The organism is Parahoeflea alexandrii (assembly GCF_027214025.1).
Taxonomy (GTDB): Bacteria; Pseudomonadota; Alphaproteobacteria; order Rhizobiales; family Rhizobiaceae; genus Hoeflea; species Hoeflea alexandrii_A.
In genome coordinates this window covers 1-19,424 of sequence record NZ_JAPWHB010000005.1, presented here as the reverse complement: position 1 = coordinate 19,424, position 19,424 = coordinate 1, and the positions used below count along the sequence as shown (strand labels likewise).

Sequence of the window (19,424 nt, the reverse complement as noted above, 5' to 3'; positions counted from 1 at the left end):
GCATCAGTTTCAACTTCCGCTGCCCAGAGTGCGGATGGCTTGCTTGAAAGTGTCTTCCGTCGACTTGTTCATCGAGGAGATGTTGTCGAAAGCCCGCGAAATCACGATCAGGCGGCTCATCTCGGCCATGGCATTAACGTTGGAATTCTCGATGTAGCCCTGCAACAGACCGGCGCTTTCAGCGTCGATCACCGGTTCAGGCGGGATCGTTGGCACGATGCCGATCGGGGCCTTTCGGACGAAACCATCCCTGAAATCCGCCGAGAACATGCCAATGGCACCGCGCCGGAAGCCGTCCTGGCTGAGGCCGCCGTCGCGCCCTGCCCTGGGCGCTTCACCATCGGGATCCAGCTGGATCGGCGCTTCGCCCGGATCAAGCACGGGATAGCCGTTGATGTTCACCAGCTGGCCGGTGTCGGTGAGGGTGAATCGACCGTCGCGGGTCAGCATCTTTCCGGTCGGAGTCTCGATCATGAACCAGGCGTCGCCGCGAATGGCGAAATCGAGCGCGCTGCCGGTGGTCTTGAGACCGCCATTGGCCGTGCTGAGATAGTCCTTCCCCTCGTCGACGAAGGAGACATCGTTGGCGCCGGTGTTGGCCAGGACTTCGTTGAACTTGACCTCGGTTGCCCTGAACCCGGTGGTATTGGCGTTGGCGACGTTGTCGGCCAGAGTGCTCAGGCGACGTTCAAGCGCAATCTGCGACGACAATGAGACATAGATAGAACCCTGCATCAGCGGCCCCCGAGTTTGAGATTGTTGATTGATAGCATCAGCTCGGGGGTGATGCCGAAACCGGTGGACGAACTCAGCAGCAGGCTCGAACCGACGGAGCCATAGGAGGGATTGTCAAGTTCCCAGAGAGCAGTGAACCGCTGCATGAAGGTGTTGAGTTTCTCCGGGTCCTTGAAGTCTTCGATGTCGATACGCGACTTGAGCATTTCTGCCTGCTTGTCGATGTCCGAAGCGGCGACTTCCGCCGGAATGCCGAGCGCGGTGCGGACGACCTCGTAAAGGGCCGTGTCGGCAAGAATGCCGTAGACGGAATCGAGTTCCGGGGCTGTCCGCTCGAAGTAGAGCGCCAGCCGCACCCCGGTATTGTCTTCGCCGGCTTCTTCCTCCAGCGTCAGCCGGTGATACTTGTCAACCGTGCCCTGCTGAGCCTTGGTGAAGATGGTCGCGGTTTCACCGTGGCGGGCAAAATTGTAGGTCTCGGCGAATTCCTTGTACTTGGAATCGGCAAGCTGGTTGGCAAAGGCATCCTCGTTGTCGAGGCCTTCCGTCAGAACCTTGCGCATGAACGCCTTGGCGTAGTTCATATCCTCAAGACCATGAGCCTTCATGGCGTAGTTGAACACGCGGGTGTCCGCCATGAACTCGTCGATCGATTTGATCTCGGAAATCCGCTTGAGGTAGTATTCGCTTTCCCGGGCGACCTGGGGCTGGCTGGCAATGCGCTCGATGGATCGCGGGAGATCCCGCGTTATGAGATTGTAGCTGGTGTATGTCGATGTCACCGGATGTACCCCTCCTGTTTTCCAGGGCGCATTGCGCAGTTGCAAATCGACACAACTCCGCAAGCCTGTCCCGGACTAGGGCATCTTGCTTGTGCGAAGCTGAAGATTGGCAGGAAGCCATTCATCAAGCAGACAGATTCAGCTTCACACAAGGCTCAAGCCGTAGTGATTGGTTTGCATCTCAATTACCGCGGCGGGACGTTATGAATATTATTGTTGGTTTTGTTATTACCATCGGTTGCGTGCTCGGCGGCTTCATGGCCATGGGCGGCCATATCGAGGTGCTCAATCAGCCGTTCGAACTGCTGATCATCGGCGGCGCCGCAATTGGCGGCTTCATCATGACCAATCCGATCAAGACCATCAAAGACACGATGAAGGCACTGGGCGAGGCTTTCAAAGGCAAGGTCCCGAAGGAACGCGAGTATCTCGACACACTGAGCATTCTCTACTCGCTGATGCGCGACCTGCGCACCAAGAGCCGCAACGAGATCGAGAGCCACATCGACAATCCGGAAGAGTCGGAGTTGTTTCAGTCTGCGCCGACGATCCTGAAGAACAAGGAACTGACCGCGTTCATTTGCGACTACGTTCGCCTGATCATCATCGGCAATGCCCGCCCGCATGAGATCGAAGCGCTGATGGACGAGGAAATCCAGACCATCTCGCAGGACCGCCTGAAGCCCTATCATGCCATGAGCACGATGTCCGACGCTTGCCCGGCGATCGGGATCATTGCTGCGGTGCTGGGCGTCATCAAGGCGATGGCCGCCATCAACGAATCGCCGGCAGTGCTCGGCGGCCTGATTGGCGCCGCACTCGTGGGCACCATGCTCGGCATTTTCCTGTCTTATTGTGTTTTCAGCCCGATCGCCACGAACATCAAGATCGTGCGGACCAAGCAGAACCGGCTCTACACGATCGTCAAGCAGACCCTGCTGGCCTACATGAACGGTTCGGTTCCTCAGGTTGCTCTCGAGCATGGCCGCAAGACCATTTCTTCCTACGAGCGCCCATCGATTGATGCCGTCGAGCAGGAAATGATGAATCCGGGCGGCGGCGGCGAAGCGAAGGCGGCCTGATACGATGAGCGTTGCGAGCGAGAACCAGCAATCGTCAGACCACAACGGATTTGATCCGGACCTGCTGGACCGGATGATCGGCGTCAAGGGCAACACCGCAGACATCGAGGCAAGAAGCCAGACCCTGCTCAATGCGCTCTGTCCGATGCTGGCCACCGCTTTCCACAGTGCGACCGGGGTGGTGATCGACGCCAGGCCCGGGGAAATCCACTTGGGACGCCGGCGCGAACTGCTTTCCGAATTGAGCGGCGACACGGTGTATTGCGAAACAACCATCGCAAACTGGTCGAATGAGATTTCAAGTCTGTGCGGCACGAAGCTGATCATCGGCATGGTCGAATGCCTGCTGGGCGGTTCGGATCCGGACCAGCTCGACATCGCCGCGCGGCCACTGTCGGGTATCGAACTCGATATGTCGCTGGTGGTGTTCGAACAGCTCAACGACAGCCTGCGCGGACTGGTTTCGGCCAAGCCGGACGCCAGGGCACGGGCGAAAAACCCGCAACCGGAGCATCCCGAAGAAGACGACGATGCGATTCCGAATTTTCATGCCGTCGCCTTGACGCTTGATATCGAATTCGGCTCGGTCGCAGCACCGCTGACACTCATCCTGCCGCAATCGGTGCTTCTCAAGACGAAGACCAACACGGCCAAACTCGACAAGAAATCCGACCCGAACAAGGACGAGTGGACGGAACGGCTGAGCGATCGTGTTTCCAAGTCGCAGATCAGCCTGCAGGCCGCGGTTGCTCTGCAGCCGCTGGCGCTGGGCGAGATCAGCCGCCTGCAGCCCGGCGATCTGATTGCATTCGCACACAACGGAGATATCGAGGTCACCCTGAGCGCGAACGAACGGCCGCTCTACACCTGCGCCCTGGGGAGGGCGGGCTCACGTTACATGGTCAAGGTCGAGGGACAGGCCGGACCAGACGAAAACTGGAAAACCGATTTTAGATGATATGATGCCCGCGAGCCGCGGTGGAAGGCTCCGGGCAAGCTTCAGACGGGATAAAGATACATGGCTGGCGAAAAAGCACTTGATGGCACTGACGATCTGATGGCGCAGGACGACAGCGCGATTGACGACGCCGTAGGTGATCTTCGCGACGTATTGAAAAAAGATGCCGGCATGGAGCCGGATCTCACTGAAGAAAGCGTGGATGGTATGGGTGGCGCAGCAGCCTTTGGTTCCGATTTTGGCGCAGACTTCGGAGATGACTCAACGACCGATGATCCGTTCAACCTAGGCGATTCGGCGGCGGGTACCTCCGATTTCGGCGGGGTTGGCCTTGGTGGGCCGGATCTTGGCGGTGCGGATTTCGGTGGCGATTTCGGTGCGCCGGATCTTGACGGACCTTCGCTCGGCGCAGGCGGCGGAAACGCCCTGGTGCAGGATTTCGGATCCCAGCAGTCCTCCAACGCAGGCCCCAAGATCGGTGCTACCGGGTCCGCGAATCGCGTCGACCTGGTCATGGGCATTCCGATCGATGTTCAGATCATTCTCGGCTCCAGCCGAATGGCGGTGTCCACCCTGATGAACCTGTCGGAGGGCGCAACGATCGCGCTCGACCGGAAAATCGGCGAACCTGTGGATATCATGGTCAATGGCAAGCTTATCGGCCGCGGAGAGATTACAGTCCTTGAGACAGACGACACAAAATTTGCCGTCAAGATAATCGAAGTCATCGGCGAACCGCAGAAGAAGTCGAACTGATATGACAAGTTATGGAGAGTTCAACCCGGAAGGCACCGAAGTCGGCACTGCTCTGACGCCGTCGGAAAAGGCCGCTGCCGTGCTGCTCGCCATGGGAAAACCGGTGGCGGGTAAGCTGCTGAAGTTCTTCGAACACGAGGAACTGCAGGAAATCATCAAGAACGCCCAGAACCTGCGCACCATCAAGCCGCAGGAGCTGGTGGAACTGGTCAATGAATTCGAGGATCTGTTCAGCGAAGGCACTGGCCTGATGGACAATGCCAAGGCGATGGAGGGAATTCTCGAGGAAGGCCTTACGCCCGACGAGGTCGATGGGCTTCTCGGACGCCGCACCCAGTTCCAGAGCTACGAAACATCGATCTGGGACCGGCTTCAGGATTCCGATCCGGACCGCGTCGGCAAGTTCCTGCAGAGCGAGCATCCGCAAACCGCAGCCTACATCGTCTCGATGCTGCCCACCGCATTTGCCGGCCGGACGCTGATGAAACTGCCCGAAAAGGTCCGGGTCGATATCGTCCGTCGGGCCGTCGACCTGAAGAACGTCAACCCGCGGGCGGCTGAAATCATCGAGGCGCGCGTCAGGGATCTGGTTGCGGCCATTGAAGCGGAGCGCTCCAGCGCCGGTTCGGTCAAGGTCGCGGAGATCATGAACGAACTATCCAAGCCGGATGTCGAATCATTGCTCGGCGCGCTCGAGACAGTTTCCAAGACCGCGGTGGAAAAGGTCCGGCCACGGATCTTCCTGTTCGACGACATCATCCTGATGCCGCAGAAGAGCCGCGTTACGCTTTTCAACGACATTTCGGGCGATATCATCACCACTGCGCTGCGCGGTGCTGACCAGGTCCTGACGGATTCGGTCCTGTCGGCCATCGGCGCTCGCCAGCGCCGGATGATCGAATCGGATCTGGCCTCGGGCACCGGCAATGTCAGCACGCGCGAAATCGCCGTTGCCCGTCGCAGTATCGCCCAGGAGGCCATCAGGCTGGCCGGGCTTGACCAGCTGACGCTGCGTGAAAGCGCCGGCGCCGAAGCTGCCGCGGCTTGAGCCTGAGCTGAGATGGCCGAGAGCGACGACAAAGACAGCAAAACAGAAGAACCAACAGAGAAAAAGATTCGGGACGCCGTGGACAAGGGCAATGTGCCCTTCAGCCGGGAAGTCCCGATTTTTGCATCGACGCTGGGCATGCTGGTCTTTCTGGTCTTCTTCCTTCCCAACAGCGCAGGACGGTTTGCCGAAACATTGAAGGATCTGTTCGAGCAATCGGACGGGTGGCAGCTCAATACCGGCGGCGATGCGATGGCTCTGTTCCAGATGCTGTTTTTCTCGGCCGGCGGCATCCTGCTGCCCGCCTTCGCGCTTTTGATGGGGTTCGGTATCTCCGCCTCGGTGCTGCAGAACATGCCGAGCCCGGTTCTCGACAGGATCCAGCCCAAACTGGAGCGGATTTCGATCATCAAGGGGTTCGGCCGGATTTACGGCGCCAAGGGCTTCGTCGAATTCGGCAAGAACATCTTCAAGATCGCGGCGGTCTCGACAATCGTCGCGGTGGTGATGCAGACCGAGTTTTACCGCTCGCTCGACTTCATGTTCATGGACCCGATGCTGGTCGTGCCCGACATGGCGCGGATGGCCGGCAAGGTGATCGTCGTGGTGCTGATCTGCACGGCCACGCTGGCCGTTCTCGACCTGTTGTGGACCCGCTACAGCTGGCACCAGGATCTGAAGATGAGCAAGCAGGAGATCAAGGACGAGCTCAAGCAATCGGACGGCGATCCGATCATGAAGGCCCGCCAGCGCTCGCTTGCCCGTGACCGCGCACGACGCCGGATGATCGCCGATGTGCCGCGCGCGACCCTGGTGATTGCCAATCCGACCCATTTCGCCGTCGCGCTTCGCTACGTCCGCGAAGAAGGCGGCGCTCCGATCGTCATCGCCAAGGGTCAGGACCTGATCGCGCTGAAGATTCGTGAAGTGGCCGAAGCGCACGGGATTCCCGTTTTCGAGGACCCGCCGCTGGCTCGCTCCATTTTTGCGCAAGTCTCAGTGGATAATTTCATTCCGCCGGTGTTCTACAAGGCTGTTGCCGAGTTGGTGCACCGTATCTATTCGGCCAAACCAAATTCCAGAATCCCGGGCGCGCGAACATGAAACAGAATCCATTCTCCGCCGAGCAGGAAAAGATCATTGCCGATGCCATCTGCACAGTCGCGAGCGAACTGCGCCTGATCGACGTGGCGGACCTGATCTCGATGCTGCGTTTCGAACGGCACGGCGATCTGGCCGACCTGGTGGCTTCGGCCGCGGAAATGTATTTTCTGCCCGGCACCATTAAGCTTGGTATCGGCGGCGACTATTACCTCGACTGGGGGGGGCAGCCGCGCGTTGTGCTCGATCTCGAGATCCGTCCGAGAAAAGTCACCATCTATGCGCGGCTTGTGCTGGAGCAGGATTGCGGCGGTATCGAGATCAACCACATTGCCTTTGACGAACCGCTGGAAAAACCGGAGGACAACACCGCGGTTCTTGCCGAGAGCTTGCGCGCCGCGGCCTTCCGACCGTTCGTGACGGCAACCCATATCTCCAGGCCTGCGGCTTAGAGCCGATCATCTTTGGCTGGAAGCGATTAGATGGCCAGGTTTTTTTCGTGTCGGCGAGGAAAAACCGCAAGCGCGATGCAGCGCATCGTGCGAGGATTTTGACGACGCTGGCGCGGAAAAGACGTCCAACCCTGGTGAATCGGGCAGCAAGACCAGCATTGACGCTGCCCGTCACGCGATAACGCCAAGCCGGATTGCCTTTGCAATCGCCTGGATACGATTGACGGCATTGAGCTTGGTGGTGGCGGATCCCAAATAGGCATTTACCGTGTGAACAGAGAGGTTGAGCTGTTCGCCGATCGCTTCACTCTTCATCCCGTTGCCGACCAGCTGCAGGCATTCGATTTCACGGTCATTGAGATTTTCGGACCCGCTGGTCATCCCGAAGGCCAGCCGCAGCTTCTCCCGCATGACGGTGAGAGACTTCCTGTGCAGATCAATCAGCATGTCATTGTTGAGCATGGCGCGGGCGTCGAGGAAAACGATCAGGCCGTTGCCCATCGTTCCCAGTTGAACCGGAAACACCAGGTTGATGCCGGAGCCGGCTTCGGTGTTGACGACTGTCGCGGGGGAGGAATTGAAAACCGCAGCACCTTGCGGCGCAAAGATGACCGGGCAAGGTGAAGAGAACAGGTGCTCGAGCAGGAATTCGGAGTATTCCAGAAGGAACTTGTCGACCCGATCCTCGGATCCGGCGCTTTGCATGGCGCATTCAATCTGGCCCGGTTTGAGCAAGGTGTGCGCCTGAACCGCCAGCAGCGCGAACGCGGAGCTGCCGCAGAGCCTTTGCATCGTCACCAGTCTTGGGAACAGATCAGCAATCGAACCGGCACCGCCAGACGCACTGTCCGCCGATCGCTCAACCGAGCGTTCCTGGCTATTTTGTGCGTCCTGATATGCTCCGATTGCCATCCAAGTGGTTCCTCTGATCATATAATGCGCTGACGAACGGCGAATGCAACCGCTTCGGAGCGTGTTTTTGCACCGGTCTTGTTCATGATGCTGGTGATGTAGTTGTTCACGGTGTTGCGCGAGATGCCGATAATCAGTGCAATCTCGTCACTGGTCTTTCCTTCGCCAATCCATGACAGGCATTCAACTTCCCTGACCGTGAGATCGGAGAGCGCATAGTTGTTGGAGACCAGTTCGGGAAACTGGGAGGTGTGATAGGCAGTCGCCAGGGCCACGTCGCGCATACGGTCGTGCGAGACCGACGCATCCTTGTCGAACAGAAGAGCCAGCAGCATGCGGGCCTGGCCAACATTGTACGGTATCAGACACATCCGCCGCGCATATTCGGGAGACAGGTCCACCGAAGCATCGATCTCCCGAAATGACGGCTCGAAGGCCTGGAGACAACGACGAACCTCACTAGTGCGCGCCTCGCCATCGACCAGTGTTGCGCCATATTTGCGGACCAGATTGAACGGCCAGTTCGACGTGAGGACAAAATCGTGATTGCGGTCCGAGTAGAGATCCGTTCGGGCCAGAAGATAGGACTTGGCGCCGGCATAGGTGCAGATAAGGTCCATTCCGCCATCCAGGTGCCCGCGATTCCGCTGAGCTTCCAGTTCATGGATAAATGCTCCGCGCGCAATCATCAGGTACCCATCCTCCTATAGCGCCGACAACTGACAGCGCGCTGGGAAACCACTGCATGGTTCGGGAAATGTCAGCATCCATACACCACTTGAAACCGATCGCCCCGCCACGAGACCAACCCGCTTCCTTATTTGCCCCGCCAAGCCAGTCACCGAATCAACTCGCTGGCAGGTGTAGTGTGCCGGACTTCACCCCGAAAAAACATAACCACTTTCTGGGACTGGACAGATCCGATTTTCTCTGAATCAAGCTTACCCCATTTTACCGGTTTTGCACGGTCTCTCTGCGAATCAACCTGCATAAATCTTGTGTACGAGGCTAGAGGGGGCGAAGCGAAAGCAAAATGCCTGTCTTGCCCGGCACATATCTGCTGGAACCCTGCATGGACGTGCCGGCCGTGAGAAGTCGCCGGTGCGCCGTGCGATCAAGCCTGGCGGACAGATGGGCAAAATCCCGGAACGCCATCCGGCAAGCCGTTTGCGATCGCGTCCAGAAAACCTCGGGAGTGGATGGTCCGGGACCGGATCGGCGGTGTGCGGACCGGGCATGTGCCCCCTGAACGCCGCGCATCCCACTGCGGGTCTTCTCCGCGGCGGGATGCTTTCTTGCAGCCGGTCATAGTCCGGCGGTGGGAACCGGCACGCTCTATGCCGCTTCGCTCGAGGCCCAGCTTCTGAGAATTTTCGCCGCACGTTCCTCGTTGATTTCGACCATCCGGGCGAGACGCCGCTCGGGACCTTCCTTGACGCGGCGATTGAATGCACCGCTGTCTTCGAGCTCGAGTTCGGATTCGCTCTCCTCGCCAAATCCAAAGTCCGCGCCGAAGCCTTCCATGGGCATGGCGTTGCCCCCGCCCATTGCGGCCGGCGAGAAGTCGGGCAGCTCCAGCTCGTCATCCAGTCCAAGTGCATCCGTGCTGGCAGTTCCGGCCGAGCCGCGCAGAAGCGGACGGAACCCGAACATGATCAGCAACACGGCAACCGTGATGAAAGCTATGGCATTGATGATCGTGCCGAGCTGGGTCTTCAAGGTGTCCATGAATCCAGGCTGAGCGGCATCGGCGGTGAGGATTTCGCTGGCCAGGAACTCCATGACCGTCACGGTGGCGCGGTCGCCGCGCTCGGCATCGATGCCGGACGCGGAGGCAACCACCTGCTCAAGTTCCGCTATGTAGGCCGCGGTCTGCTCAGCAGTGGGTTCGCCGCCGAGCATTGCATCGATGCGCGCCTTGTTGACCACCACTGCAATCGACAGACCCTCGACGGTGTAGCTGTTGCGAACGGTGGAGACCGTTTTCGAATTGATCTCGAAATTGGTCTGCTCTTCCTTGCGCTCGGCCAACTCGCTGGAGGTCGGGCCGTCGGCACCGGTGGCGCCCGGCCCCTGATCCGGAATGTTCTGCTCGACAGTGGCCGGTGTGGCGGAGGTCGACTGATTCGAGGTCTGGTTTTCCCGCGTCACCCGGATCGACCGCTCGACACGGGATTCCGGGTCGTAGACGGTTTCCTGGATCTGCTGACTGTCGGTGTTAACGTTCGCATTGACGCTGGCGCGGAAGTTCTCGATCCCGAGGAACGGCGAGAGCGCCTTTTCGATGTTGGTCTCGACCTCTGTCTGCACCATCTGCACGATCGAGAGCGAACGGTTGATGTTGGAGTTGGAGAAGTCGTCTCCGGCGGCGAGCAGCTTGCCGGTCGCGTCGAGCACGGTGACTTCGTCCACGGTCAGGCCCGGCACGGAAGAGGCAACCAGATGACGAATCGAATCAGCGGTGCGGCCGGCAATATTGGTGCCGCCGCGAACCATCACCGAAGCGGATGGCTTCTGGTCGCCGCGCCTGAAATTGCCGCGATCAGGCATGACGATGTGAACACGGGCAGCGGAAATGCCATTGATTGATTGAATTGTCCGGGCAATTTCGCCCTCAAGCGCGCGAACCCTGGTCACTTCCTGCATGAAGCTGGTCAGGCCGAGCGAACCAACCTGGTCAAACAGCTCGTAACCCGCGGTGCTCGAGGATGGCAGTCCGCGTTCCGCCAGCAGCATCCGGGCACGATTTGTCAAACCTGCCGGGACAGTCACGGATGTTCCATCCGAACCGGTCGCGAAATCGATGTTTGCTTCTGCAAGAACCAGACCGATCTGGTTAATGTCCTCACCGGAGAGACCGATATAGAGCGTCTCGCGCGTCGGCTTGTTCAGGAATATCGCGGACCCGATAATCAACAAGATCGACAGGGCGCCAACCCCGACAAGAGCCAACAATTTGGTCTGACCGAGTCCGGCCAGATTCTTGGTGATTTGTGACAGCTGGTTCAACAGACTCATTCTGTATCCGCGCTCAATAAAAGATGCCGGCCACATTGACCGGTATGTTCACCCTAGACGGTGAAACTTGCGCGAGGATGGTCAGGAACCGCCGGACCCGGACCGGTCAGAAAAACTCGAGGTCGCCAGATGCCTTCTGATAGACCTCCGCGGAGGAGGTCTCATGAATCGAGGCCTTCAAGCGCCGCTTCATGTCTTCCAGGGTAATGAGATTGAGCGCGGTCGTGATGTCGATAAGGTGGTTGGGCTCCAGCCGCTCGCCGAGCCCGTTGAGGAAGTCCGCAAGCCCATGGGTTTTCTGCACGGCAAGATCAATCCCCTGCATGACCCGCATGTGATCCGGAGACGCAAGGAACTCCGTCGACCGGCCATTCGACAGGAGCGGTTCGAGCCGTTCGATCAACTCAGCGACATCAACGAGTTCCGAACTGATCCGGGCCATTACTTCACGCAGCGGCTCGCTCACGTCGCCGCCGGGGTCAAAGGACGATTGCGTCATCGTGGCGGAACTCCTTAGAAAAACTCGATCGACGTATCCGCCGGCTTCGGTGCAATGATCCTTGGTGGCGCTGTTTCAAGTGCCACTGTCTTCTGCATTTCCGCACCGGAGAGCGGGTACTGGCGGGCACGACCGCTGACGGGGAAATATTCAAGCTTGCGCCCGACATCCCCACCGGTGTTGCTCCCGACGATGCGAATGCCTTCGTCACTTAAAAACTGCTGAGCGAACTCGGCATTCTTCTCGCCGACATTGGAGAAACCCGCGATCGTCTTTGCTCCGCCGATAATCTTGGCTTCAATGCGTTCGCGCCGGGCCCCCTTCTTCAGCAGGCCATTGATGAGCAATTCCATCAGATGAACGCCGTAGCGCGTTGCTTCGCCGCCCGATCCATTGGCCGAACCTGGCAACAGGAAGTGGTTCATGCCGCCAACGCCTGCAACCGGGTCACGCATGCATGCAGCAACGCATGACCCCAGGATCGTGGACAGCACAACATCCGGATCGTCAGATACCTTATACTCGCCCTGGATCACATGAATCCGGCGATGCTGGACGTCTGCTGTCATTTCAAGGATCCAAACACGGCCTCGATCGCCGCTCTCATCTTTTCAATGGTGAACGGCTTCGCCAGGACATTGTTTGCGCCTAGTGCCGCAGCCTTCTGAACCAATGCCCGGTCACCCTGGGCTGTCAGCATGATAAATGCCGCCTTCTTGGTTGCCGGATTGGACCGGACTGCCTGCAGAAAGCCCAATCCATCCATTTTCGGCATGTTGAAGTCCGAAATAACCAGATGATGCGGCTGCTGGGCCATGATCTTGGCACCCTGCTCTCCGTCACCCGCGACAGTGATCTGTGTAAACCCGAGCTGCTGGAGGGCGTCGCCGAGCAAAAGCCGGCTTGTCACCTGATCATCAACTATGAGAACCTTGATTTTCTGTGCAATGGACATCACGCGACCCTATCTTTGCGAGAGGTTGTTGTTGTTGACTTGAGGATCTCTTCCCCAATCTGATTAAGCGGGAACTGGAAATCTACGGCGCCAATCTCGTGCGCTACGCGTGGCATCCCGTAGACAACACAGGATTTTTCGTTCTGACCGATGGTCGTGGCGCCAGCCTTGTGCATTTCGAGCAGTCCGGTCGCCCCGTCACGGCCCATGCCGGTCAGAATGACCCCGACCGCCTTGCGCCCGGCAAGCCTTGCAACGGACTTGAACATGACGTCGACAGATGGCCGGTGCCCGTTGACCGGGGCTCCTTCAATCAACATGCAGCGCGGCGCTGTCGGGTTGGAGATCTCCATATGGCGATCGCCGCCGGGGGCCAGGTATATCCGCCCGATCTCGAGCCGGTCGCCATCCTCGGCTTCCTTGACCTGAGGCGCGCACAACCGGTTGAGCCGCTCGGCGAAACTCTTGGTGAAGGTCGCCGGCATGTGCTGGGTAATGACCGTCGGCGGGCAGTTTGCCGGAAATTTTGTCAATACTGCAATCAATGCCTCGACACCGCCGGTGGAAGCCCCGATGGCGATGATCTTGCGCGCCGGCTGATAATTGCTGGCAGCCGAGTAATCAGGCACGGCTGCAGCTGACTGCCCCGCAACCACCGGCTCCGGCAAATGGCGCTGCGACCGCGCAGCCGCCTTGACCGTTTCGGCCAGTCCCGCGAATGGCCGCGGATCGCCAGGCAAGGGTTTGCCGATGCAATCGAATGCTCCGATCTCGAGGGCGGCCAAGGTCGCTTCGGCGCCACGCTGGGTCAGCGTCGACACCATGATGACAGGCATGGGCCGGAGTTTCATGATCTTGTCGAGAAACTCGATGCCGTTCATGTTGGGCATCTCGACGTCCAGGGTAACGACATCGGGATTGAGCTTCTTGATGGCGCTTCTGGCCTCCAGGGCATCGGCAGCCTCACCGACAACCTCGATGCCCGGATCGGTCCGAAGCACGGCCCTGATCAGGCTGCGCATTGTCGCAGAATCATCGACAACAAGTACACGCGTTCGTGCTGTCATGGTCGTCAGATCCTCCCCTTGTGGCGATAGGTCGTGATGGCAGTATTCTCAAAACGATCCTTGCCCTCGCCGGACAAGCGCTCTGAGTGGCCAATATAAAGATAACCGCCGGGCGGCAGAAGATCCGCGTAGCGAACCCAGATCTTCGCCTGGGTGGGTTCGTCGAAATAGATCACGACGTTGCGACAGAAGATGACGTCAAATGGCCCACGGAATGGCCACTGCGCCATCAGATTGAGTTCCTTGAAGCTGATCAGCTGCTTGACCTGGTCGCTGATCTTCCAGCGTTTTTCCGGTGTCTGGGTGAACCACTTGCTGCGCATGCCTGCATCGACCGTCTCGATGGATTGCGCATCGTAGACGCCGGCTTTCGCCTGAGCGATGATTTTCGGATCGATGTCGGTGGCCAGGATCTTGAAATCCAGGTTCGCCACGTTCGGCGCCATGGAAAGCACGGTCAGCGCGATCGAATAGGGCTCCTGGCCATCCGAACAGGCAGAAGACCATATGCGAACCCGTCCGCCGGCATTGGCGCGCGCCAGCAGGCCCGGCAGAACCTCATGGCGAAGATGCTCGAAATGATGATTTTCGCGGAAGAACCGGGTGAAGTTGGTGGTCAGGAAACTCAACATCTCCCGCCGCTCGTCAGCGCCCGCGGTTGAACTGACAAGCGCGCAATAGTCGCGGAAGCTGTTCAGGCCGATCTGGCGCAGCCGCTTGGACAGCCGCGAATAGACGAGTGATGCCTTGGTCTCGTTGAGCGCAATGCCGGCGTCGGCATAGATCATGGCCGCGATCTCGGAGAGATCCTTTCGAGTAAGCGGATACTCTCCCTTAACCAGGCAGTCATCAGGCCGTCCCGATTGGAGTATAGCAGCGGCGCTCATGCGGCCTCTCTTTCAATGCTGACAGTAAGGGCGTTGAGTTGAATAAAGCAGATCATACGATCATCCATCGGGAGCATTCCGCGGATCAGGTTGCGATCCATGGTCTTGCTGAGGTCCGGAGCCGGATGAACATCGCTTGCGGGAACGGCAAGGATGTCCGAGACCGCATCGACGAGCAAGCCGACAATCTGGGTGCCGATCTGGGTGACGATGATGACATGGCCCTGGGTGGGTTCCGCCGGGGCCATCCCGAGCCGCTGCGACAGGTCCATTACCGGCAGCACCACACCGCGTAGATTGATCACGCCACGGACATAGTCCGGTGAATGCGGCAAGATCGTAGCGGGCGTCCAGCTGCGGATTTCACGCACGGACATGACTTCGACGCAGAACTCCTGGTCGCCAAGTGTGAAGGCGATCAATTCAAGCATGTCGTTTCCCGAAATCCGCATCACGTCCCGTCCTCCTAGCCGGTAGCCGCGAGCATCATGTCAGGGCTGAGCGGCTGACCGCGCGAGGCCGTGACGACTGCGTCGACATCGAGGATGAGAGCAACCCGTCCATCGCCAAGAATGGTCGCGGCGGCGATGCCGGGAACGTTCGTGTAGTTGGCTTCGAGGCTCTTGATGACCACCTGGCGCTGCCCCTGGATGGCGTCGACCATGAGCGCGCGCTGACCGCCGCCCTCGGATTCCACCAGCAAGGCCACACCGTCGATCGGGTTGGCGAGATCGGACCGGAAGTTGAGGATATGGCCGACATCGACCAGCGGGCAGAACGTATCGCGGATTGCGATAAGCCGCTGGCTTGGACCGAAGGAATGGATATCGGCCTTTTCCGGCTGCAGGGTTTCGACGATTGCCGTGAGCGGCACCACAAGCGTCTGGTTGGCGACCGTGACAACCATGCCGTCAAGAACGGCCAGGGTCAGCGGCAGGCTCATGGTGAAGATCGAGCCCTTGCCGGGCTTGGAGGTGATCGAGATCCGGCCTCCCAGAGCCTGGATGGAGCGCTTGACCACGTCCATGCCGACGCCGCGACCGGAAATGTCCGAAATCTTGTCGGCGGTCGAGAACCCAGGATGGAAGATCAGGTTGTCGATGTCCTCATCGCTCAGGTTTGCGTCCGGTGCAATCAAGCCGTTCTCGATCGCCTTGGCCTTGACACGCTCGCGGTTGATGCCGGCGCCGTCGTCGGCAATCTCGATGACAATGCGGCCGGAGCGGTGCTTGGCGCTGAGGCGCAGCACGCCTTCGGCGTTTTTGCCGAGTTCGGTGCGCTTCTCGGGCCTTTCCAGCCCGTGGTCGACCGCGTTGCGGATCATGTGGGTCAAAGGTTCGGCAATCTTGTCGATGACCGTCTTGTCGACTTCGGTGTTTTCACCTTCGGTGACCAATCGGACCTGCTTGCCGGTCATGTCGGCAATTTCGCGTACGATCCGGCCCATCCGCTGGAACACCGGCTTGACCGGCTGGGCGCGGATGGCCATCACGCTGTCCTGGATCTCCCGGGTCAGCTGCTGCAGCTCTTCAAGTCCAAGGTTGACGGCGGAAGAGCCGCCACTTTCGTTCTCAACCACGCTCTGCGCCAGCATGGCCTGGTTGATTACCAGCTCACCCACGAGGTTGATCAGACGGTCAACCCGGTCAAGATCGACACGAATGGTCTGCGGTGCGGCCGGAACCGCGGGAACCACGGTTTCCTTTTTCTCGGCTTCGGCAATCGCCTTTGCCGCAAGTGGCATGTTCGCGGGAGCCAGCGCCGGCTCGCCGGCTGCAGGGGCTGGTGCCGCCGGAGCGGCCGCTTCGGCGGAAACAGGCGGCTCATCTTCCAGCAACGACAGGTCAAACGGGACAGCGGCCATCGGCTGGTCTTCGCCGGATGCGGCCGGGGCAGAGAATGCCTCCTCGTCGGCACCCGCCGTGATTTCAACGGTGGAATCCCACTCGACGAACTCGAACACTTGGCGAACGGCTTCTTCGTCACTTTCGGTTTCAACCCGGATCAGCCACGAGAAGTAGGCGCCTTCCGGATCGAGCATGTCGAGAGAAGGCAGATCGTCGGTCTCGCACCGTACCTGCAGGTCACCGAGCTTGGCGAGTTCGCGCAAAATGAGGACCGCCTCATTGCCCTTCGCATAGAGATCGGAACGGGGCTTGAAGCGAACCGTGAACACCGAGCGACCGCCGTCGATCGCCAGTTCGTCCTCGCCATCGAGCGCGTCGAAGCTGAACGGAACAGGCTGGAAACCGCTGTCATCGGTGGGTTCGGGTGCTTCGGCAACCGGAGCTGGCGCTTCGGTCTTGACGGACTCCGGCGCCACGGCGACCGGAGCGGCAGCCGAAGCCGGCAAGGGCTGTCCCTTGGCGTAGGCTTCAAGTTCCGCCACCAGACCCGAGGTACGGGAGCTCTCGACGGTGCCGCCGTCACGGGACGCAGCGGTCAGGTCGGCAAGAACGTCCGCAGACCGGAGCATGACCTTGAGCAGGTCCTGCGAGGCTTCAAGCTTGTTGGATCGAACGCAATCAAGTGTTGTCTCGAACACGTGAGCGAAGGAGACGAGATCATCGAGGCCGAAGGCCCCTGCGCCACCCTTGATCGAATGCACGGCGCGGAATACCGCGTTGACCGTTTCCGGATCGGTGTCGCCATCATTGAGTCGGAGCAGACCGGATTCCAGTTCAGCGAGTTGTTCCTCGCATTCCTGGAAGAAGATCTCCTTGATTTCATTCATATCCATGGGGAAGATCCTGTCAGGCGGTTACACGCTCGATGGCTGCGATCAGCTTCGATGGGTCAAAAGGTTTTACAATCCAACCGGTTGCGCCAGCTTCGCGGGCACGGTTTTTCTTTTCCGCGTCGCTTTCGGTGGTAAGGACCAGGATTGGAATGGCGCGGAATCGATCGTTCTGACGCACACCTTCGATGAAGCCGAAGCCATCGAGCCGCGGCATGTTGATATCCGTGACGATGACGTCCGGATTGGATTCTTCGAGGACTTCGAGACCCTCGATACCGTCTTCCGCTTGCACGATGTCAAAGCCTGCATTGTTCAGGGTCACCAGCAACATGTTGCGGATGGTTCGCGAGTCATCGACCGTGAGAACCTTCTTCTTCATTTCAGCATCTCCTTTGGAAGCAGGGCTTCATCCGAAATTCCTAGTAATTGCAATGTTTTGATAAAGACGTCTGAAGCCGGCTGAACCTTGAAGTTCTGGTCTTCGGCGCGCCAGCTCTTTGCGGCGGCCAGCAACACCTGGAGGCACTGAGCGCCAACCCGGCTGACATCCGACGCATCGATGTCAATGTCCTCGCCCTTGTGCGCGAGCACCTGTTCATGCAACCGGCTGGCCGCGTTGAGGTCGAGAACCTCCGGCAGTTTCAAGACTTTTGCTGATGTACCGTCAGACGACATGTCGACTATCCTTGCTTGTGAATGGGCATACGCGGTTTACCGCGACCTGTTTCTCGATCAGGCTCATCGCGCGAGCCTCCGCTGCGGCGGTTGCAGGTGTCCAGCCTGTGCAGATGTCGGCTGAGCTGACAGCTCAACGCTTTGAAAACCGGTGTGGCGCTGCTGCCGGTGCAGGCGGATCTGCTCGCCAAGCTCGGAAATGACGAGCTGCAGATCCGCGCCGTTTTCAGCCGCGCCGGCAAACCGTGCCGAACCGGAGTTGATCTGGCTGGCAATCCGACCGAGAGAGGTCGCCGAGCCGTCGATGTGATCGGCCTCTGTCTGGGACTGGGCGCCGACGCCCGAAACGGACTGGGAGATGTTGCCGACCTGCTCGACGAGTCCCGAAATGGCGGAGCGGGTCTGATCGACCAGCTCGACACCGCGCCCGACATGGGATTTTGCGTCGGAAACCAGGTCCTTGATTTCATTTGCGGCGCCAGCCGACCTTTGCGCAAGGGCGCGAACTTCGGTGGCGACGACAGCAAAGCCGCGACCGGCATCCCCTGCGCGGGCGGCCTCGATCCCTGCATTGAGCGCCAGAAGATTGGTCTGGAACGCGATCTCCTCGATGACCGAGATGATCTTGCCGATCTGTTCGGCTGAGTTCTCGACGCCGGCCATCGCATCGATGGCGTCGGCGACAACCCGGTCACCGGCTTCAGCGCTCTTGCGGGCTTCGGCAATCAGGCTTTCGGCTTTCAGTGCTGCTCCGGCGGTCACCCGCATGCGCTCGGCGATTGCTGCCAGACCGTCATGCTCCCCGTCAACGGACGCGCCCTGCCGCTCGATCTCGACACGCACAGTCTCGACATCGTTGCTGAGCCGCGCGGCAAGCCGCTCGGCCTCGGCCAGGCTGGCGGCGGCGCCGGTCACAAGGTCTTCGAGGCGACTGACTGCACGATTGAAATTGCCGGCTGCCTCACGGTGCGGTTCAATGGCCTCGGGCTCGATCCGAACGGACAGGTCGCCTTCAGCCAGTTGGGCAAGTGCGGCTCCAAGGGTGGATTCGACCAGAGCGCGTTCCTGGGCGATTTCGGCTTCGCGCTGCTTCGAAAAAGTCCGGGCTTGCTCGCCAAGCCTGTGGGTAACCTGCATGTCGATGTCAATAAGGGCGGCCTTGACGACGTCGACGAGCCGGTCGGCCAGCTGTTTCCGATCGGTCTGCCGCGAGAAAACCCTGAACAACCCTGAGGGATTTTCATCGACAAGCCTGCGGATAACCCGTTCCAAGACCAGGGCATGCCCGCCGATGGACCAGCCTGCATCCAGGCCGATACGCTGGCGAACCTCTCCGAGAATGATCGACCGGTCTGCATATAGACCGTCAAAGCGGCCATCTGCGAGGATGGACCAGTGGGCCACTTCCAGTTCCTCAAGCCGGTCGATCTGGCGACCCGATGTGAACAGCGAGGCGATTTCCGGAGTGTTCTGGAGGCGTTCGAAAAAGGCCGAGAGTGCAATTCGGGCTTCGGCCTCGATCATCGGGCGCATGCCGCGCAGCCGGTCGCCGCTCTCCTGATCAAGCCGGGTCAGCTCAAGTCGTGCGCGCAGGCCGTCAGCGGCCGCTGCATCCCTCACCCTTGCTTGAACCTGCCCCACGCGTTCAACCCCAACAGTCGGCCATTAGCCGAGGATATCGGTACTGTAACTTGACGTCTGGAAATTGCTTTTGCGCAGGTGCCATGAGCCCCTGCCAAGGCGTGGCCCGGCAGGGG

The 19,424-nt window shown here is 59.5% G+C and carries 21 protein-coding genes; 6 read left to right on the top strand and 15 right to left on the bottom strand.

Annotated elements, in window-relative coordinates; translation table 11 throughout:
- Positions 1-9: 9 nt before the first annotated feature.
- Together flgF and O4H62_RS16580 are read right to left on the bottom strand one after the other, a co-directional pair.
- Positions 10-735 (bottom strand): flagellar basal-body rod protein FlgF, encoded by a 726-nt coding sequence (gene flgF, locus O4H62_RS16585; RefSeq protein ID WP_269389536.1) that lies wholly within the window; start codon positions 733-735, stop codon positions 10-12.
- On the bottom strand, positions 735-1,517 hold the full coding sequence (locus tag O4H62_RS16580) for a DUF1217 domain-containing protein (RefSeq protein ID WP_269389535.1): 783 nt from the start codon (positions 1,515-1,517) through the stop codon (positions 735-737). The genes flgF and O4H62_RS16580 overlap by 1 nt, the downstream gene beginning before the upstream one ends.
- Before the next feature lie 203 nt (positions 1,518-1,720).
- Between O4H62_RS16580 and motA the strand changes: the two genes are divergently transcribed.
- Genes motA through O4H62_RS16550 form a run of 6 tightly spaced genes read left to right on the top strand, consistent with a single transcriptional unit; the run spans position 1,721 to position 6,914 of the window.
- On the top strand, positions 1,721-2,599 hold the full coding sequence (gene motA, locus O4H62_RS16575; protein WP_269389532.1) for a flagellar motor stator protein MotA: 879 nt from the start codon (positions 1,721-1,723) through the stop codon (positions 2,597-2,599).
- 4 nt (positions 2,600-2,603) lie between these two features.
- The gene (locus O4H62_RS16570) at positions 2,604-3,557 is read left to right on the top strand and encodes a FliM/FliN family flagellar motor switch protein (RefSeq protein WP_269389530.1); all 954 of its coding nucleotides are present in this window, start codon (positions 2,604-2,606) and stop codon (positions 3,555-3,557) included.
- A gap of 60 nt (positions 3,558-3,617) precedes the next feature.
- Entirely contained in the window at positions 3,618-4,313 is a 696-nt protein-coding gene (gene fliN, locus O4H62_RS16565) for a flagellar motor switch protein FliN (protein ID WP_430538451.1), read from the top strand.
- A gap of 1 nt (position 4,314) precedes the next feature.
- A complete protein-coding gene (locus O4H62_RS16560; RefSeq protein WP_269389526.1) occupies positions 4,315-5,361 on the top strand; it encodes a flagellar motor switch protein FliG in 1,047 nt (348 codons plus the stop codon).
- Between the two features lie 12 nt (positions 5,362-5,373).
- The gene (flhB, locus tag O4H62_RS16555) at positions 5,374-6,465 is read left to right on the top strand and encodes a flagellar biosynthesis protein FlhB (RefSeq protein WP_269389524.1); all 1,092 of its coding nucleotides are present in this window, start codon (positions 5,374-5,376) and stop codon (positions 6,463-6,465) included.
- Positions 6,462-6,914, top strand: coding sequence for a hypothetical protein (locus O4H62_RS16550; protein ID WP_269389521.1), 453 nt, complete (start codon positions 6,462-6,464; stop codon positions 6,912-6,914). The genes flhB and O4H62_RS16550 overlap by 4 nt, the downstream gene beginning before the upstream one ends.
- A gap of 171 nt (positions 6,915-7,085) precedes the next feature.
- On the opposite strand, the gene O4H62_RS16545 is transcribed toward O4H62_RS16550, so the two are convergent.
- The 13 genes from O4H62_RS16545 to O4H62_RS16485 form a co-directional block, all read right to left on the bottom strand.
- Entirely contained in the window at positions 7,086-7,727 is a 642-nt protein-coding gene (locus tag O4H62_RS16545) for a response regulator transcription factor (protein ID WP_430538473.1), read from the bottom strand.
- A gap of 116 nt (positions 7,728-7,843) precedes the next feature.
- A complete protein-coding gene (visN, locus tag O4H62_RS16540) occupies positions 7,844-8,515 on the bottom strand; it encodes a transcriptional regulator VisN (RefSeq protein WP_430538450.1) in 672 nt (223 codons plus the stop codon).
- Positions 8,516-9,161: 646 nt separating this feature from the next.
- Entirely contained in the window at positions 9,162-10,844 is a 1,683-nt protein-coding gene (gene fliF / locus O4H62_RS16535) for a flagellar basal-body MS-ring/collar protein FliF (RefSeq protein ID WP_269389516.1), read from the bottom strand.
- A gap of 106 nt (positions 10,845-10,950) precedes the next feature.
- Positions 10,951-11,343 carry a hypothetical protein gene (locus O4H62_RS16530; protein WP_269389514.1) on the bottom strand — a complete coding sequence of 131 codons (393 nt, stop codon included), beginning with the start codon at positions 11,341-11,343 and terminating at the stop codon, positions 10,951-10,953.
- A gap of 14 nt (positions 11,344-11,357) precedes the next feature.
- Positions 11,358-11,912, bottom strand: coding sequence for a chemoreceptor glutamine deamidase CheD (gene cheD / locus O4H62_RS16525; RefSeq protein ID WP_269389512.1), 555 nt, complete (start codon positions 11,910-11,912; stop codon positions 11,358-11,360).
- Entirely contained in the window at positions 11,909-12,298 is a 390-nt protein-coding gene (locus tag O4H62_RS16520; protein ID WP_269389511.1) for a response regulator, read from the bottom strand. Before O4H62_RS16520 ends, cheD begins: the two co-directional genes overlap by 4 nt.
- Entirely contained in the window at positions 12,298-13,365 is a 1,068-nt protein-coding gene (locus tag O4H62_RS16515) for a protein-glutamate methylesterase/protein-glutamine glutaminase (protein WP_269389510.1), read from the bottom strand. The genes O4H62_RS16520 and O4H62_RS16515 overlap by 1 nt, the downstream gene beginning before the upstream one ends.
- Before the next feature lie 5 nt (positions 13,366-13,370).
- Positions 13,371-14,252, bottom strand: coding sequence for a protein-glutamate O-methyltransferase (locus tag O4H62_RS16510; protein WP_269389508.1), 882 nt, complete (start codon positions 14,250-14,252; stop codon positions 13,371-13,373).
- Entirely contained in the window at positions 14,249-14,683 is a 435-nt protein-coding gene (locus O4H62_RS16505) for a chemotaxis protein CheW (RefSeq protein WP_269389507.1), read from the bottom strand. The genes O4H62_RS16510 and O4H62_RS16505 overlap by 4 nt, the downstream gene beginning before the upstream one ends.
- Before the next feature lie 35 nt (positions 14,684-14,718).
- Entirely contained in the window at positions 14,719-16,992 is a 2,274-nt protein-coding gene (locus tag O4H62_RS16500) for a chemotaxis protein CheA (protein WP_269389506.1), read from the bottom strand.
- 13 nt (positions 16,993-17,005) lie between these two features.
- Complete coding sequence (locus O4H62_RS16495) at positions 17,006-17,371, bottom strand: response regulator (RefSeq protein ID WP_269389505.1); 366 nt, start codon at positions 17,369-17,371, stop codon at positions 17,006-17,008.
- On the bottom strand, positions 17,368-17,667 hold the full coding sequence (locus O4H62_RS16490; RefSeq protein WP_269389504.1) for an STAS domain-containing protein: 300 nt from the start codon (positions 17,665-17,667) through the stop codon (positions 17,368-17,370). Before O4H62_RS16490 ends, O4H62_RS16495 begins: the two co-directional genes overlap by 4 nt.
- Before the next feature lie 63 nt (positions 17,668-17,730).
- Entirely contained in the window at positions 17,731-19,287 is a 1,557-nt protein-coding gene (locus O4H62_RS16485; RefSeq protein WP_269389503.1) for a methyl-accepting chemotaxis protein, read from the bottom strand.
- Between the last annotated feature and the right edge of the window lie 137 nt (positions 19,288-19,424).